General features: G+C 66.8%; 10 protein-coding genes. 2 read left to right on the forward strand and 8 right to left on the reverse strand.

Going from position 1 to position 17,628, the window contains the following annotated elements:
* Window positions 1-78 precede the first annotated feature (78 nt).
* From RHM57_RS12105 to RHM57_RS12130, 6 genes are all read right to left on the reverse strand, one after another.
* Window positions 79-738, reverse strand: a complete 660-nt coding sequence (locus RHM57_RS12105) for a bifunctional 4-hydroxy-2-oxoglutarate aldolase/2-dehydro-3-deoxy-phosphogluconate aldolase (protein ID WP_134559592.1) — start codon at window positions 736-738, stop codon at window positions 79-81.
* Window positions 735-1,856 carry a sugar kinase gene (locus tag RHM57_RS12110; protein ID WP_322135361.1) on the reverse strand — a complete coding sequence of 374 codons (1,122 nt, stop codon included), beginning with the start codon at window positions 1,854-1,856 and terminating at the stop codon, window positions 735-737. The genes RHM57_RS12105 and RHM57_RS12110 overlap by 4 nt, the downstream gene beginning before the upstream one ends.
* Window positions 1,856-3,403 carry a UxaA family hydrolase gene (locus tag RHM57_RS12115; protein ID WP_134559596.1) on the reverse strand — a complete coding sequence of 516 codons (1,548 nt, stop codon included), beginning with the start codon at window positions 3,401-3,403 and terminating at the stop codon, window positions 1,856-1,858. Before RHM57_RS12115 ends, RHM57_RS12110 begins: the two co-directional genes overlap by 1 nt.
* A 51-nt stretch (window positions 3,404-3,454) precedes the next feature.
* Window positions 3,455-4,915 carry a glycoside-pentoside-hexuronide (GPH):cation symporter gene (locus tag RHM57_RS12120; RefSeq protein WP_322135360.1) on the reverse strand — a complete coding sequence of 487 codons (1,461 nt, stop codon included), beginning with the start codon at window positions 4,913-4,915 and terminating at the stop codon, window positions 3,455-3,457.
* A gap of 163 nt (window positions 4,916-5,078) precedes the next feature.
* Window positions 5,079-6,476, reverse strand: a complete 1,398-nt coding sequence (gene uxaC, locus RHM57_RS12125) for a glucuronate isomerase (protein WP_322135359.1) — start codon at window positions 6,474-6,476, stop codon at window positions 5,079-5,081.
* A gap of 64 nt (window positions 6,477-6,540) precedes the next feature.
* Window positions 6,541-8,895, reverse strand: a complete 2,355-nt coding sequence (locus RHM57_RS12130) for a tagaturonate reductase (protein ID WP_322140922.1) — start codon at window positions 8,893-8,895, stop codon at window positions 6,541-6,543.
* 219 nt (window positions 8,896-9,114) lie between these two features.
* Here RHM57_RS12130 and RHM57_RS12135 point away from each other — a divergent pair, with 219 nt between their 5' ends.
* Together RHM57_RS12135 and RHM57_RS12140 are read left to right on the forward strand one after the other, a co-directional pair.
* Window positions 9,115-9,912, forward strand: coding sequence for an IclR family transcriptional regulator (locus RHM57_RS12135; protein ID WP_166787229.1), 798 nt, complete (start codon window positions 9,115-9,117; stop codon window positions 9,910-9,912).
* Between the two features lie 227 nt (window positions 9,913-10,139).
* Complete coding sequence (locus RHM57_RS12140) at window positions 10,140-11,591, forward strand: HNH endonuclease signature motif containing protein (RefSeq protein WP_322188234.1); 1,452 nt, start codon at window positions 10,140-10,142, stop codon at window positions 11,589-11,591.
* A gap of 131 nt (window positions 11,592-11,722) precedes the next feature.
* On the opposite strand, the gene RHM57_RS12145 is transcribed toward RHM57_RS12140, so the two are convergent.
* A complete protein-coding gene (locus RHM57_RS12145) occupies window positions 11,723-12,565 on the reverse strand; it encodes an alpha/beta hydrolase (protein WP_322135355.1) in 843 nt (280 codons plus the stop codon).
* A 14-nt stretch (window positions 12,566-12,579) separates the two neighbouring features.
* The gene (locus RHM57_RS12150; RefSeq protein ID WP_322140923.1) at window positions 12,580-17,451 is read right to left on the reverse strand and encodes an NAD-glutamate dehydrogenase; all 4,872 of its coding nucleotides are present in this window, start codon (window positions 17,449-17,451) and stop codon (window positions 12,580-12,582) included.
* Between the last annotated feature and the right edge of the window lie 177 nt (window positions 17,452-17,628).

Below are 17,628 nucleotides of genomic sequence, written 5' to 3' on the forward strand. Positions count from 1 at the left end.
AAACCGCAAACGCGGCGTCCAGGGGCCGAAGCACGTCCTGGACGCCGCAGTCTTTGTGCGACTCGCTCTCGCTGAGTCTTACTTCCGGCCGGCACCCGTCAGAGCGGATGCTGCGCTGGCGGCGATGAGGCCGCGCACGAGCTCGAGCTGGGCGTCGTCCGCGAAGGACGAGCTCAGGCCGACGACGCTAACTCCGGAGGAGAGGAAGTCGGGCGCGTTGAGCGCGGTGACCCCTCCGGTAGCGATGAAGTTCATGTCGGGGTACGGCCCCTTCATCGACTTCGCCCAGTTCGGGCCGAGGATCGAGGCCGGGAAGACCTTGACCCAGCGGAGGCCGAGCGCACGAGCCTGGAGGATCTCGGTCGCAGTAGCCACCCCCGGAAGATGCGGGATGCCGCGGCGAACGCTCTCCGCGACGATCTCCGGGCTGAAGCCCGGGGAAACGGTGAAGGCGACGCCGACCTTCTCGGCGGCGTCGAGCTGCTCGAGGGTCGTGACGGTGCCGGCGCCGACGACGAGGCCGCGCTCGGCGGCCGCCTCGGCGACGGCCTTCAGGACGGGAACCGCGTCACTGGTCTGGATCGGGATCTCGACGTGCTGGACACCGGCATCCCAGGCGCGCTCGGAGAGGCGCACGGATTCGGTCAGCGAGAGCCCACGCAGAACGGCGAGGACGGGAATCCGGAAGAAGTCTCCGGGGAACCACTCATTGGTGGGAAGGGCGGTTGTGCTGGTCATACGGTCAGTCTCCTAAGATCGGTGAGATCGGAATGTGAGTCGTGGGTGTCGGGAGCGTTCCCGACGGCGGCCGGGGATCCGGCGCCGGATCCGGCGGCGGATCCGGCGGCGGCTGCGGGAGTTGCTGCGAACAGCCCGTGGCCGGGCCGGAAGTCCTCGCGGCTGCCGAGCGCCCAGGCGGCGAGCGAGTGCCCGTGGTTCAGGCGGACTTCGGACGACTCGCCGTTCATGAGTGCGGACAGGTAACCGGCGGCGAACGCGTCTCCGGCTCCGACCGGCTCGACGACCTCGACCTTGTGGGCAGGGACGACCGTGGTGAGGCGGGTGCCGTCGGGCAGAAGCGCGTACTCCGTCGCGTCGACGGCTCCGTCCTTGACGACGAGGTAGGGCACGTCGGGCAGCAGGGCGCGCACGTCGTCGGAGGTGACGCAGCCCCAGATGGTGGCGGCTTCGTCGAGTCCGACGAGGACGACCGTCGCCTTGCCGGCGAGCTCACGCAGCCGGGGACCGGCCACGCTCACGGGCCAGAGCTTGGACCGGTAGTTGACGTCGAAGGACACCGAAGTGCCCCACTCCGCCGCGTGGTCGAGCACGTGTTCCACCAGGGCGGAGCAGCTCGGCGACAGCGAGGGCGTGATGCCGCTCGTGTGGATCAGGTGGGCGGACTGGAGGGGCCAGGCCCCGGCATCCGCCACGCCCAGCTCGGAGGCGGCGGAACCCGCACGATAGTAGAAGACGTGCGCGCCGGTACCGGTGTCCGGCTCCTTGAGGTACAGGCCGGTCGGGCTGACCGCGGTGCGGTTCACCCAGCGGGTGTCCACTCCCCCGCAGTCGAGCGTCGAAATGATCTTGGTGCCGATCGGGTCCTGGCCGACATTGCCGGCCCAGGCCACGTGGTGGCCGAGCTCGGCGAGGTGCGCGGCGACGTTGGACTCCGCCCCGCCGACGCCGAGGCGGAAGCCCTCTGCGATGTCGAGCGACGTCGTCGAGGTGGGGGTGAACATGCCCATGGTCTCGCCGAAGCAGACCACCTGCGGTTCGCCCTGGTCGGCGCCGGAGGCGACCGGGTTGCCCGGCTCCTCCTGCAGTGCCTGGGCGCCTGCTTGCTCGTCGGTCATCAGGTCACCGCTCCGATGTGCCACGGCACGAACTCTTCCTGGCCGACGTTGAACTCTTCGCTCGTGGTCTGCTTTCCGGAGGCGACGGCGATGATCATGTCGAGGATCTCGGCGCCGACCTCTTCGACGCGGGCGGTGCCATCGGCGATCCGTCCGGCGTTGATGTCGACGTCGTCGCCCTGGCGCACGAACAGCGCCGTGTTGGTGCCGACCTTGATGCTCGGGGTGGGCTTGCAGCCGAAGACCGAGCCGCGGCCGGTCGTGAAGACGACGACCGTCGCACCGCCGGCGACGAGTCCGGTGACGGACACCGGGTCGTAGCCGGGGGTGTCCATGAAGCCGAGGCCCCGGGTGGTCATCGGTTCGGCGTATTCGTAGACCGCTGCGAGGTCGGCGCGGCCGGCCTTCGCGACGGCGCCGAGCGACTTCTCCAGGATGGTGGTGATGCCGCCGGCCTTGTTGCCGGGAGAGGGGTTGTTGTCCATGGTGCCGCCACCGGTGACGATGTACTTCTCCCACCAGTTGATCCGGTCGATCAGCTTGAGGCCGACCTCGCGGGTCGTGGCGCGGGCGGTGAGCAGGTGCTCGGCGCCGTAGATCTCAGGCGTCTCGGCGAGAACGGATGTTGCGCCGTTGGCGACGAGGACGTCCGAGGCCCAGCCGAGGGCCGGGTTCGCGGTGATGCCGGAGTAGCCGTCGGAGCCGCCGCAGTTGAGGCCGAGGACGAGTTCCGAGATGTCGATGGGTTCGCGGCGTCGTTCGTCGAGCTTCTCCGCCATTTCGAGGATGGCTTCGACGCCCGCTGCGACGGTGGCGCGCATGCCACCGGTCTCCTGGATGGAGAGGGTCGTGACGAGGGTGTCTGCCGGAAGCTCGCCCTGGCCGAGGATGACGTCGGCCGGGGTCATTTCGCAACCGAGGCTGAGCACGAGCACTCCGGAGATGTTCGGGTGGGCCGCGTAGCCGTTGAGGGTGCGGACGAGCATCTGCGCACCCTCGCTCTCGAGGACCAGGCCGCAGCCGCTCTGGTGCGTGAGGGCGATGACGCCGTCGACGTGCGGGAAGCGGTCGAGCAGGTCGCCGCGGAAGCGGTCCGCGATCAGCTTCGCGGTCGTGCCGGAGCAGTTGACCGTCGTGAGGATCGCGATGTAGTTGCGGGTGCCGGCGCGGCCGTCCGCCCGGCGGTAGCCGTCGAAGGTCCGGCGGGCTCCCGTCGGGGCGGGCAGCTCGGTGTGCACGGTACCGAACTCGTGCACGCGGGCACCGAGGTCCATACCGAGGTTCTGGCTGTGCACGTGTTCGCCGCGCACGATCGGCGCCGTTGCGGTGCCGATCGACTGGCCGTACTTGAGGACCTTCTCCCCGACCGCAACCGATCCGAGTGCGATCTTGTGGCCGCTCGGGACGGCCCCGATCACATTCAGAACGCTGTCCCCCAGGGTGATGGCTTCACCGGGAACGAGGTCCCGGAGGGCAACGGCGACATCGTCGCCTTCCGCCATGACGAGCACGGATGTGCCGGTCGCAATGCTGTTGATGTGGCTCATGAGATCTTTTCTCTCGCTGGGAAGCGGTCGGGGAGGGTACTGCTGGCCGGATCAGGCCTTGGCGGCGATTTCTTCGCCGATGATGCCCTTTTCCCAACGACCCTCTTCGAGGTCGATGGCAATGGCGTGGTACTTGTCATCGCTCAGGCTGTACAGGAAGTAGATGATGACGGCGGCGATGGTGAGCGCGATGGCCGGGTAGATCGTCATGACGGCCTTGATGCCGAAGAGCGTCTCCGGGGACTGCGAGGTGGCCTTGGCGACGTAGCCCGTGATGGCGAGCATGCCGGCGCCGACGAGGGCGGCGAGGGACTGGGCGACCTTGCGGGAGAAGTTGAACGCGGCGTAGGTCATGGTCTCCTTGCGGACACCGGTGTGCCATTCGCCGTAGTCGATCGTGTCGGAGACGAAGGCCCAGGTGACGCCGTTCGGGATGGCCAGCGCGGCGTACCCGATGGTGACGAGGATCATGAACGTCCACAGGTTGGTCGGGATGATGAAGTTCAGGCCGTTGGCGACGATGGAGACGATGAATCCGGCCATGGCCGTCTTCTTCTTGCCCCACTTGGCGACCATCTTCGGGATGAACATGATGCCCACGATGGAGGCGCCGATCATGACGAGGTTCAGGACGGCCTGGAGGGCGATGTTGCCGAGGTTGTACTGGGCGAAGAAGATCATCATCATGTTGTTGACGTTCATCGAGGAGATGGTGAAGAGCGTCATGAGCACGAGGGCGAGGAGCGGCTTGTTGGTGAAGATCGCCTTGGCGTAGTCCTTCATGCCGTTCTTCTCGAAGCCGACTGCACGGTTGACGTACACCCGTTCCTTGGTGCCGCGGTAGCAGATGTAGAAGGACACGACGCCGACGATGGCCATGACCATCGAGGCGAACATGAAGTTCTGGGCGGTCATGCCGCCGAAGATCATCATCATCGGGATGAACGCGAAGCCACAGATCCACTGGGCGCCGAGCGAACCGGCCTGGCGGCTGGTCGCGAGCTCCGCGCGGTCCTTGATGTCGCGGGTCATGACCGAGGCGAGGGAGCCGTACGGGTCATTCGTGAAGGAGTAGATGATGCCCCAGACCGCGTACGTGCCGGCGGCGAAGGCGATCTTCCAGCCCATGTCCACGTCGGGCATCGTGAAGGTGACGACGGTCATAACGGCGAGCAGGATGGAGGAGACCATCATGACGGGGCGGAATTTTCCGCGCTTGCCGAAGCGGCGGCTGTCGATGAATGCGGCCGCGAGCGGGTCCATGCAGGCATCGAACAGTTTGCTGAGCGTAAAGATAAGTGCGACGACAGCGGGCGCGATGCCGGCGGTGTCGATCCAGAACTTGGTCAGGTACGACTGTCCGAGGTCGAACATGAAGCCGTTACCGAAGTCGCCGAAGCCATAGGCGACCTTCTCCTTGCGGGAAATGCGATCAATAACGGTGACGCCGGCGGAGCCTTCGGGGCCGGTGGCTCCCATGGCGCCGGGCAGGCCCTTGGTGGATGTACTCATAATGCGGATTCACTCCTATGTGCTGGATTTAATGGGGTCGTGCTGGTTCGTGCTGGTCGTGCTGTTTCGTGCTGTTTCGTGCTGTTTCGTGCTGAGGTACTGTGCGGGTGGATGCTTCGAGCGGGTCGTGAACGTCCTAGGTGCCTGCTCGGAGCCGAACGGGCTAGAACCCGAAGTAGGTGTTCGCGTTGTTGTACGAGATGTCTTCGACCATCTGGCCGAGGATGGCCTCGTCGTCGGGAACTTCGCCGAGCTCGACCCATTCGCCGATCAGTTCGCACAGGATGCGGCGGAAGTACTCGTGGCGCGGGTAGGAGAGGAAGCTGCGGGAGTCCGTCAGCATGCCGACGAAGTTGGAGAGCAGGCTCTCCTCCGCGAAGGTGGACAGCTGCAGGCGCATTCCGTTGCGGGTGTCGTTGTGCCACCAGGCGTTGCCGAGCTGGAGCTTCTGGACGACGTCCTTCTGGTAGGAGGCCATCAGGGTGATCAGCGGCAGGTAGTCGTTGGGGTTCAGCGAGAAGATGATCGTGCGGGGAACCGCATCCTCGGATTCCATCGCGTTGAAGAGCTTGGCGAGCGGCTCGGCGATGTTGCGGTCGTTGATCGCGTCGTAACCGGTGTCGGCGCCCATGCGGGCGAAGCCCGGGTCGTTGATGTTGCGCATCGCGTGGATGTGGTACTGCATCGTCCAGTCCTTGGCGCTGTAGATGCGCATCAGGGCCTTGAGCAGTGCCGTGCGGTACTGCGCGATCTCGGTCGCGGTCAGGGTGCCGCCGGAGAGGGCGGTCGTGACGATCGTGTCGAGTTCGGCCGGGGTGGCCTCTTCGTAGACGACGATGTCGAGGGCGTGGTCGGACAGGCGTCCGCCCATGGAGTGGAAGAAGTCGACGCGCTGGGTGAGGGCCTCGACGATGTCCGCGAACGCGGTGATGCTGACGCCGGCCGCGGTGCCGAGGGTGGCGATGTACGCCGCGTACCCGGCCTGATCGATGTTCAGGGACTTGTCCGGACGGAACGCCGGGAGCACCTTGAAGGCGCTCTCAGCCTTGAGCAGCTCGTGGACGTGCAGGTCATCCGCGGGGTCGTCCGTCGTGACGACGACCTTCACGTTCATGCCCCGGATCAGGCTGCGGCGGGAGAACGCCGGAGTCGCGAGGAGCAGGTTGGCCGCGTCGTAGATCTCGCGGGCCGTCGCGCGGCTGATCACGGTGTCGATGCCGAAGAAGCGCTTGAGTTCGAGGTGCGCCCAGACGTAGAGCGGGTTGCCGAGCGCCTTTTCGAGGGTGCCTGCCCAGGCGTAGAACTTGTCGAAGTCGGCGCCGTCTCCGGTGATGAGGCTCTCGGGGACCCCGTTGGTGCGCATCAGGCGCCACTTGTAGTGGTCGCCGTAGTTGTTGCCGCCGAGCCAGGCTTCGGTGATCGTCGCGAAGTTGCCGTCCTCGAGGATCTCCTGGGGGCTCAGGTGGCAGTGGTAGTCGACAATCGGCATGTTCTTCGCGTGATTGTGGAAGAGCTTCTTCGCCATCGGCGTGGTCAGCAGGAAATCGTCATTCAAAAACATCAGAAACAGTCCTTCGTTCCGTACAGTCGTTGTGGTGAATCAGTCGGTGGGTTGATTCGGCCGATCAGGCCAGGAGCGCGATGGTCGCGCGGGCACCCAGGGTGCGCAGGTTGTCGAGGCCGGTGGTGACCTCGGCGACGAGGCCGGGGAGTTCGGTGAGGTCGCGGCCCCAGAGCGAGTCATCGCTCAGGATCGCTTCGACGTAGTCGGCCGTCACGTTGCTACCGGTCGCGGTGGCCGTCGCGTATGCGGCGTGGAAGGTGGCGAGCACCTCGTCGCTGTCGACGGGGACGACGGTGACCGCAGCGTCGCCGCTGTAGGTGAGCAGCAGTGCCGAAAGGGCCAGGGTGACGCGGGGAGGGAAGGTTCCGACCTTCTCGTGGAAGTTGACCAGGATCGGCAGCAGGCGGGACTTGTACTTCGAGATGCTGTTGAGCGCGATCGAGGCGAGCTCGTGGTGCATGAAGCGGTTCTCGAAGCGTTCCTTGACGGACTCGGCGTATGCGGCGAGTTCGTCGTGCGGCAGGTCGATGACCGGCATGATCTCGTCGTACATTTCCGAGTTGACGAACTGGGAGAACTCGGGGTCGATCATCACGTCGCGCACGGTCTCGACGCCGGCGAGGCGGGCGATCGAGGCCATTGTGGTGTGCGGGGCGTTCAGCAGGAACACCTTGCGTTCGCGGTACGGCGTCATGTCGTCGGTGACGGTCACGTTGAGGCCGGCCTTCGCGAGCGGGAGGGACTCCGTCAATGACTGCGGTCCTTCGATGACCCAGAGCAGGAATGGCTCGGCCTTGACGATCGACTGGTCGTCGTAGCCGAATTCCTCGGCGAGCTCGGCGGCGCGGTCGGCCGGGTAACCGGGAACGATCCGGTCGACGAGGCTGGAGTAGAAGGTGTTGTCGGTGTTGACCCACTGGACGAATGCTGCGTCGAGCTCCCAGAGCGCGGCGGTCGCGAGGACGGATTCCTTGAGCTTGTCGCCGTTGTGCTCGATGAGCTCGCACGGGATGATCTGGAAGCCCTTCTTGCCGAGGGAGAAACGCTCGAAGAGGAGCGCGGTGAGCTTTCCGGGGAAGCTGTGCTGGGGCTTGTCATTGAGACGGTCGCGGTCGTCGAAGGCGATGCCGGCCTCTGTCGTGTTGGAGAAGATGAACTCGATGTTGTCGTCGTTGGCGAGGTCGAGGTACTTCCGGTTGTCGACGTACGGGTTGACCGTTCCGGTGACCACGGTGATGACCTCGTGGCTCTGCACGTCCTTGCCATCCTGAAGGCCTTCGAGGAGGACCGTGTAGAGGTTGTCCTGCTCCTCGAGGGAGGCGACGCGGCCGCCTTCGATGGGCTGGACGATCTTCACGCCGCCCTGGAACAGTCCCTGGTTGTTCATCTGCTGCAGCTGCCAGTCGACGAACGCGCGGAGGAAGTTCCCCTCGCCGAACTGGATGGCCTTCGTGGGCAGTTCCGCGATCGCGGGAACAACGCTCTTGGACAGTCTCTGCATGGTCTTCGTGTTCCGTTCGGTAGTAGTGGACGTGACGGTGACCTGCATGGTCGACGTCGCTCCGGGATCCAGGGTGATGAAGTGGGCGCCGACGTTGCACGTCTCTGCGCAGGCGGTTTCGGTCCACTCGTCGGTTCCGTAGTCTGCGATGGCGGCGGCCTTGATGCGGCCGGCGTTCCAGATGACCGTCTGCGCGGCGCCCTGCGAGACGGCGCGGATGATGCGGTCGTTCGCCGGGTCGCTGAGTTCGAGCGCCTCGGGCATCGGGTAGAGGCGATCGATCTCATCGCCGGTGAAGCCGAGCGGCAGGAGGGACGAGCCCTCGGTGGCCGGCTTGGTCGAGCGGTCCGTGTAGCCGAACGTCTCGAGGCCGGTGAGGGTGCTCGTTGTGACGTCGCCGACGGCGAAGTAGGTGTGGAAGGCTTCCTCGAACGCGAACGGGGTGGCACCGTCGTTGCGGACGGACAGCTCGAGGCCGAGCTCTGCGCCCACGGTGACCGTGTAGTGCGCGGTGAAGGGGTGGAATCCGGCGGGAACGCCGACGCTGTCCTGGGTCAGTTCGAAGACGAGCTCTGTGGCAACGGCGCCGGTCGCGGTGTCCAGGGTGCGGGAGTCGACGAGCGACCAGGTGGAGAGGCGAGCCCAGCCGTGGTTGGGAGCGGAGGCATCCGTGCCGTTCGGGCCGAACCAGGGGAAGCAGAGGGGGACGCCGCCGCGGATCGGGTCGGTGTCGGAGAAGACGCCGAAGGTGCTCATCCAAAGGACCGGCATGCCGCCTGCGGGAGTCCAGTCGGCGACGTGCGCGCCGTGCAGGTAGATCAGGGCGGATGCCGAGGGTGTGGTGACTTCGACGGCGGCGAGGCCGCCGTGGCCCTCCACCAGACGGATGCCCTGTGCGAGCTGCTGGGTTGTCATGCGTACTCCTCTTTGAGGCGAGAAACGTGAGGCGAAAGTGTGGCGGAGCCTGATAATCGTTCCGCTCAGCAGAACGCGTGTCCGTCAGATGAAACACTAGCACCGGTTAACACGTTCGTAACAACTGCTTTCGCGGTAGAATTGCCGTATTGAGTTCCATCGGGCAGAACCGCCTTTTCATGGTGCACAATGCACAATCTTTGGCCGCAGGAGGACAAAATGTCAGCGACTTTGATCGACGGATCTCACACCTCGGGCGAGGCCGGCGAGCCCGCGAAGGACAGCGCAGCCCGCAAACTGCTGCGCGTGCTCGAAGCCGTGTCGAACCCGGGCGAAACGCACCGGCTGAGCGACCTGGTTAAGGAGACCGGCCTGTCGAAGACGAGCGTGTTCCGTCTGCTGTCCGAACTCGTCGACGACGGCTATGTCAGCCGCACGTCGGACGGCGCGTACACACCCGGACGCGCGCTTCGGTTGCTCGGCCTGCGCCTGACTGCCAGCACGGAGGATTCGGACCGCGTGCGCACCCGGCTGCAGCGCCTCCAGCAGGACGTGCACAGCACCATCCACTTCGCCCTCCGCACCGGCGACTGGGCCACCTACGTTGAGAAGATCGAGGACACCGCGCAGCCGATCCGGATGGCGTCCCGCGTCGGCGCCCAGATCCCGTTGCACTCGACCGCGATCGGCAAGTCCGTTCTGGCCTACCTGCCCGAGAGCGAGGTGCGGCGGTACGCCGCCAACACCGGGCTGCCGCGGCGCACCGACAACACCATCACGGACGTCAACCGTTTGCTCGCCGACGGCGAACTTGTGCGCAATCGCGGCTTCTCGATCGACGACGAGGAGAACGAGGAGCACATCCGCTGCATGGCGACGCCCGTTTTCGACACCCGGCACAATCTGCTGGGCGGAATCGGCATCACCACAATCGCACCATTGGTGACGCAGGCGAAACTCGAGTCATACGCCCCCCTGCTCCTCACCGCGGCGCGCGACATCATGTCACTCGTCTAGCTCTGGCCGTTGCGTGGGGAGCGTTTCGCGGCCACGTAGGTCTGTTCCGATCCGACTTTGCGGACGCCCCCCTGGACAGGAATCGCTCATCGGGTAACCTATCGATATCTCTGGACGATTGAAGCTGACCGACTTTCGTTATGAGCCCTTGACCGGGTTTTCCACAGGTGATTCATGGGCATGCGGATGCCTCAAGAATGTCGGTGGTCGTCCGTAGAGTAACCGGTATGACAACTGAAAATACCTCAGAACCTCAGCCCGAAAGCACGGCGGAACCCCCGCCCGGGACCCCTCCCGACAGTCCTCCCGACACCTACCTCAACCCCCGGCATCTCAGCCTGGTGGAGCCGTCCCTCGCCGATTTCTATGACGCGATCCGGGAGGCGGACCGGGAGATGAACCGGGCCGCCGCGAAGCGGGCGGCCGCGATCTACACCGCCCAACGGGTGCTCGCCGATGTCGGCCGGGCCCGTGCGGAGGCCGCAGAACGCGCCGGCGGCCTCCGCACGCCGTGGTCGCCGGAGGAGGCCACGAAGGAGGAGTTCACGTGCGAGGTCGGCGCCCTGCTGCGGCTCCCGCGCCGGACGGCGGAGACCCTGATCGAAGCCAGCCGCACCCTCGCGGAGGACCTCCCCGTGACCCGGGAGGCCCTGGCCTCCGGGGTGATCAGTTACCGGCACGCGCAGGTGATCATGGAGCAGGCCTGGGGCATCCGCGTCGCTGATGACCCGGAAGCGTCCGCGCGGGCGCGTGCGGTGTTCGAGGAAGTCCTCGTGCCCGACGCGGAAGTGCTGACCGTGGCGAAGCTCGCCGATCGGGCCCGGAGGGTGCGGGAACGCACCCGCCCGGAAACCATCACCGCGAGGCACCAGAAGAGTGTGGAGGATCGGCACGTGGTGTTCCAGGCCCTCAACGACGGCATGGCCTCCCTGTATCTGACCGGGAATGCGGAGAAGGTGCAGGCGGCCTACCACCGCACCCTCGACACGGCGCTGACCCTGCAGGGCCCGGAGGAAACCCGCACGCTGACCCAGCTGGCGGCGGACGTCCTCACCGACGTCCTGATCGGCGGGGTCACCCCGGACGGACTCGGTGCCGGGGTGGCCGCGCAGGTCAACGTCACCGTTCCGGTGCTGACCTTGCTGGGGAAGAGCGAGGAGCCCGGGTATCTGTCCGGGTACGGGCCGATCGACCCCGACACCGCGAGGCGTCTCGCGGCCGGGGCGCCGAGCTTCACCCGGCTGCTCACCCACCCGGAAACCGGGGTCGTGCTCTCCATGGGACGCGACACCTACAAACCACCCGCCGCGCTCAAGAAGTGGCTCGAGGTGCGCGATGAAACCTGCACCTTCCCGGGCTGCCGGCGCTCCGCCAAGCGGTCCGATCTGGACCACAGTGTGGAGTGGCAGCACGGCGGGGAGACCGACGCGATGAACCTCGCCCACCTCTGCCCGTATCACCACGCGGTGAAGAGCTACACCCGGTGGACGCCGAGACACCTCGGCGATGGTCGCATCGAATGGACCTCCCCGGCCGGGTACAGCTACATCGTCGAACCCTCCGCCGACATGAGACCACCCCGGAAACCCAAACCCGCACCGAAACCACCGGTCCCGATCGTTGACGTCTGGAACCTTGACCCCGCACCCGAAGACCCCGAAGACCCGACACCGTTCTAGGTCGCTTGCCCACGCGGGCTCCGCGAAGCCGTCCTTTCCGAGGAGGCAGAGCCGCTCCTGGTGGATCGGAGGCCGGGCGCGGAAAACGCGATGCGGCATCTGCGAGGTGTGCGGCCACGAGCTGGTCCAGCTCAGGAGGGGCCCTTGAGGAAGGCGACGATTCGTTCGCCGACCACCGGCCAGTCAGCACCGAGCCAGACCATGTGGCTGTCCGCATGACTCTCAATGAGTTCGGCAGCACGGATGCTTGAGGCGAGCGAACGCGACTGTGCGAAGGGCACTCCGCCGTCGGTTCGGGTGGCGATCACGAGGGTGGGCTGATCGACCAGAGCGGTGACATCGGGGGTGGGGCGCAGGTCGTTGACAAACCCGCGTCCGGAGCGCATCCGCCGGAAAAGTGTGAGGAGTCCGGCGCGAGCGTCCGGATCCAAGCCGGCCAGGACCTCGCCCACCGGACGGGTGGACAGCGCTCCCATCATCATGCGCAGGCACATGGAGGGAGCGAACCGGGCGAGCGCGTGAACCAGGCCCCAGGTGACCCTCCCGGTCACGCCGTTGAATCCGATCCGGGCTCCCAGGCGAGTGACCGGGTCCGGGTACGGAAGCCAGCCGACTGCACTGATCAGGACCAGCCGGTCGACAAGGCCGGCGTGTCGCGCGGCGAACGTTGCGGCGGTCGGTCCCCCGCCGGAAATGCCGACGACCGCCGCGACCCGGGTGATGCCCAGGTGCGCGCACAGGTCACCCACGACATCCGCGAATCCGGTCACGGTCGTCCCTGTGGACAGCGGAGTGCGACCGTAGCCGGGTCGGGAGGGTGCGAGCACGGAGTAGCCGGCGGCGGCGAAGACGTCCTCGCCGACCGCGATCCCGGCCCGGAGGTGTCCGCCGTGGAAGACCACGATGACCGGGTCCGCGCGAATATCGAGCCGGTACTCGACTGGCCCCTCCGCCAGGCGCGTCGTCCGCAGCATCCGCCCGGGCCTGCCTACCGCCGCACGATGGAGCGCAGCAGCCGCATTGCGACCGAGAGCGAGGCCATGTCGTCCTGGCCGAGGGCGTTGACCTCGTCGAATACGCTGCGTGAGCGGGCGAGCTTTTCGGCGTTGAGTGCCTCCCAGGCGAGGAGACGGTGTTCCGCGCTTCCCGAATCCGTCGCCTCGAGCACGGCCGTGGTGATGTCGGCGACCGTCGAGTAGAGGTCGTCGCGCAGCGCCGCGCGGGCGAGGGCCTGCCAGCGGTCCGTGCGCGGCAACGCGGTGATGCGCTCGAGCAGGTTGTCCACGCCGAACCGGTCGTAGACCGTGTAGTACACGGACGCGACGTCCCCGAGCTGTTCGCCGGACTGCGCCGCGATCTTCACGACGTCGAGCAGGGCGAAGGCCTCGAAGAGCTGGGTCCAGCGGTGGCCGAGGCCGGACGGCAGGCCCCACTCCTCCGCCTTGACCAGCAGCGACCCGAGCCGGGCCTGGTCGGCGCCGCGCACGTAGTCGCCCAGGTGCGCGCGGACGAGCGCGATCTGCGGCTTGTACTGCGCCACGACCTCGGCGACCGGTTGCGAGCCGCCGTGGTTGACCTGCCAGCGCACGGCCCGGTCGAGCAGCCGGCGGATGTCGAGGTGGATCGCCGTCCAGTGCTCCGTCGGGAACGACTTCGGCAGGGCGCTCAGCTCGGCGACCATGGTCTCGAGCTCGAAGATCTCCCGGAGCGCGACGAACGCCCGGGCGATCGCCGCGGGGGTCGCGCTGGTCTCCTCCATGGCACGGAAGGCGAAAGTCACTCCCCCGAGGTTGATCATGTCGTTCGCGACGACGGTCGCGATGATCTCCCGGCGCAGTGGATGCGTGTCGAGCTCGGCGTCGAAGCGTTCGGCGAGCTGGCGCGGGAAGTACCGGCGCAGGGTGCCGCGGAACCACGGGTCGTCCGCGAGGTCGCTGTCCCGGAGCGCGGTCGTGAGCTCGATCTTGGCGTAGGCGGCGAGCACCGAGAGCTCTGGCGAGGTGAGCCCCTGGCCGTGGTCGATCCGTTCGTGCAGCTCCGTGGTGGTCGGCAACGCCTCGAGCTCGCGCTTCAGGTCGCCGGATGCCTCGAGCGCGTCCATCAGGCGTTCGTAACTCGGGCTCCAGCTCGCGACCTTGACCCGGTCGTTCAGCAGCAGGATGTTCTGGTCGACGTTATCCTCCAGGACCAGCCGGCCGACCTCGTCCGTCATCGCGGCGAGGAACCCGGGGCGCTCTTCGGCGCTGAGCCGTCCGGCCGCGACCATCCGGTCGACGAAGATCTTGATGTTGACCTCGTGGTCGGAGCAGTCCACGCCGGCGGAGTTGTCGATCGCGTCGGTGTTGAGCAGCACCCCGGCCAGGGCGGCCTCGATGCGGCCGCGCTGGGTGAGGCCGAGGTTGCCGCCCTCACCGACGACCTTGACGCGCAGGTCGCGGCCGTCGACGCGGATGGCGTCGTTCGCCTTGTCGCCGACCTGCGCAGCGGTTTCGGTGCTCGCCTTGACGTAGGTGCCGATGCCGCCGTTGTAGAGCAGGTCGGCCGGTGCCGTGAGGATGGCGCGGAGCAGTTCCGGCGGGCTCAGGTGCGTGACGTTTTCGGGCAGTCCGAGGACGGCGCGCACCTCCGCCGAGATCGGGACCACTTTGGCCTGCCGCGGGAACACCCCGCCGCCTGCGCTGATCAGGCTCGTGTCGTAGTCCGCCCAGGAGGACCGGGGCAGTTCGAAGAGCCGGCGCCGCTCGGCGAACGACACGGCCGGGTCGGGGTTCGGGTCGAGGAACACGTGCCGGTGGTCGAAGGCCGCCACGAGCTTGATGTGCTCGGAGAGCAGCATCCCGTTGCCGAAGACGTCTCCGGACATGTCGCCGATCCCGACGACGGTGAATTCCTCGGTCTGGGTGTCGAGGTCGAGTTCACCGAAGTGGCGCTTGACCGATTCCCAGGCGCCGCGGGCCGTGATGCCCATGGCCTTGTGGTCGTAGCCGATCGAGCCGCCGGAGGCGAAGGCGTCGCCGAGCCAGAAGCCGTAGTCGGCGGAGAGGCCGTTGGCGATGTCGGAGAACGTGGCGGTGCCCTTGTCCGCGGCGACCACGAGGTAGGAGTCGTTGTCGTCGTGACGCACGACGTTCGCCGGGGGAACGACCTGCTCACCGGCATCCGTCAAAACGAGGTTGTCGGTCAGGTCGAGCATGCCGCGGATGAAGGTCTTGTATGCATCGATGCCTTCGGCCAGCCAGGCGGCCCGGTTGACACCGGGGTCGGGCAGCTTCTTCGCGAAGAACCCGCCCTTGGCGCCGGTCGGCACGATCACGGCGTTCTTGACCGTCTGCGCCTTGACGAGGCCGAGAACCTCGGTGCGAAAGTCTTCGCGCCGGTCCGACCAGCGCAGCCCGCCGCGGGCGACCATGCCGAAGCGCAGGTGCACGCCCTCGACGCGCGGCGAGTACACCCAGATCTCGAACATCGGCTTCGGGAACGGCAGTGCCTCGATGCGGCTCGGGTCGAGCTTGATGCTCAGGTAGGGCTTGTTCTGGAAATAGTTCGTGCGCAGCGTCGCCTCGATGAGGTTCAGCAGCACCCGCAGCACCCGGTCGGCGTCGAGGGTGGCGACCTGTTCGATGGCCGTGGCGAGCTGCGCGCGCACCTCCTCGGTGCGACGGATGCGTTCGGTCTCGTCCCGCGCGGGGTCGAACCGGGCCTCGAAGAGGTCCACGAGCCCGCCAGAGACCGCGGGGTTGGCGAGCAGGGTGTCGCCGACGAAGTCGTAGGAGTTGGTGTTGCCCATCTGGCGCAGGTACTTGGCGTAGCTGCGGAGGATGACCACGCGGCGCCAGGGCATGCCTTCGCGGAGGACCAGGCGGTCGAGTCCGTCCGACTCGATGGCCCCGCTGACCGCTGCGCCGAAGGAGTCGGCGAGCAGGTCGCCGGTGCCGACCGGGTCGACGCCCGCCGGGTAGCGCAGGCCGAGGTCGTAGAGGAAGAATTCACGCCCGTCGGAGGTCTTGATCTCGAAGGGCACCTCGTCGAGAACCTCGATACCGAGGTTCTGGAAGTACGGCAGGATCTGGCTGAGGCTCTGCGACTCCATCATGTAGAGCTTCACCCGGGCGTCTTCGGCGGGCCGGTCAGCGGCGTTCGGGGAGAGGTAGACGTGCACGCCCGGGCGAGGCGAACCCGTCACGGATGCCGCGGCATCCCGCGCGACCGCACTCTTCAGGCCCGCGGCGTATGCCTCGAACCTGCTGATGTCGACGAGGGCGTCCTCGACTTCATAGTCGACCTGGTAGCTCGGCGGGAACGCCTCTGCCCAGAGGTGCGCGAGCCTCGTGTCGTGCAGCTGCTCGGTGATCCCCTCCGCCCAGGACCGCACGGCCATGGCCAGGCGGGGTTCGAGTGCCGCGGCGAGCGCGGCGACGTCGTCGGCCGTTCCGACAGCGGCCGTCTTCGGCAGGCGGATCCGGTAGAACAGGCGGGCGAGGGTGGACTCCGTCATGCGGGCCTCGAAGTCGAGGGATTCCGCGGAGAAGGTCTCGGTCAGTTCCTTCTCGATCCGGAGGCGCACCGCCGTCGTGTACCGGTCGCGGGGGAAGTAGACGAGGGCGGACATGAAGCGGCCGAACAGGTCCGGGCGCAGGAAGAGCCGGGTCCGCCGGCGTTCCTGCAGTCGCTGGATGGCGACGGCCGTTGCGACGAGGGTGGGCACGTCGATCTGGAAGAGCTCATCGCGCGGGTAGGTCTCGAGGATGCCGAGCAGGTCCTTGTCGCTGTGCGAGCCCGGCGGGAAGCCGACCTCGGCCATGACGGCATCGATCTTCTCGCGCAGGATCGGCACGTCACGCACGGAGCTCGTGTACGCGCTCACGGCGAAGAGGCCGATGAAGCGCTGCTCCCCGTTGACGTTGCCGTTGGCGTCGAAGCTCTTGATGCCGATGTAGTCGAAGTACGCGGGACGGTGCACGCTCGAGCGGGAGTTGGCCTTGGTGATCACGAGGGCGCGCCGTTCGCGGGCCATCGTGCGCCCGGCATCCGTCAGGTGCTGGATCTCGTGCCCGTCTTTCACGGCGCGCAACAGGCCGAGACCGCTGTCGTCGCGGATGGAGAGGACGTCCTCGCCGTCGACCGTCTCGAGGTCGTATTCGCGGTAGCCGAGGAAGGTGAAGTTGTCCTGGTCGAGCCAGTGCAGCAGGTCCCTGGCTTGCGCCAGGTCGGGGATGCCCTCGGCGTGCGGCAGCTTCCCGAGTGCGTCGGCGATCTGCACGGACTTCGAGCGCATCGCGGGCCAGTCGTCCACGGCGGCCCGCACGTCGTGGAGCACCCGCGCGATCCCCTCGGCCAGGCGCTCGCGGGCCTCGACGCTCGCACGGTCGATCTCGATCGCGATCCACGACTCGAGATGCGGCGAGTCCTCCTCGTTGCCGAGCAGGTGGGAGATGTCGGGCATCGCGGAGGTGTCGCCACTCGAGACGCCCGCGTTGACCGGCATGCGGGTGACCCTGACGAGCTCGTGGGTCTCCCGGTTGCGGGTGACGACGAGTAGGGGGTGCACGACGAGGTGGATGGCCGCGTGCTGGCGGACCAGTTCGGCGTTGACCGAGTCGACGAGGAACGGCATGTCGTCGGTGACGACGTAGAGGATGCTGCGATCGGTTTCGGTCCGGATCTCGATGTTCGCCGTCTTCGGTGGCCGGGTGAGGGCGACCTGCCAGTGGCTCTCCGCCCGTGCGCGCAGCGTGGCCGGGTCGTATTCCCTGGCATCGTCACCGAGGTGCTCGTAGTAGTCGGCGACGAAGGCCTCGGTCGTCGACGCTTCGGTGTTCGACAACGCACTGGACAGTTCGGACGACGATTTTGACGACATTGACAAAAGGCACCCATTCGCTTCTGATCCCGCTCGCTCTTGAACGAGGACCGCTTGGACCCCCATCGTAGTTTCGTTCGCCGAAGCTCGCACATCGCCCCCTGTCGATGAGTCAGGAACTGCGAACTGACCTATCGGGCTGCTATGAGTTTGCCTATACTCGCGAGAGTTGACACT

Source organism: Cryobacterium sp. 10S3, from assembly GCF_034344045.1.
In the GTDB taxonomy this organism is placed as follows: domain Bacteria; phylum Actinomycetota; class Actinomycetes; order Actinomycetales; family Microbacteriaceae; genus Cryobacterium; species Cryobacterium glucosi.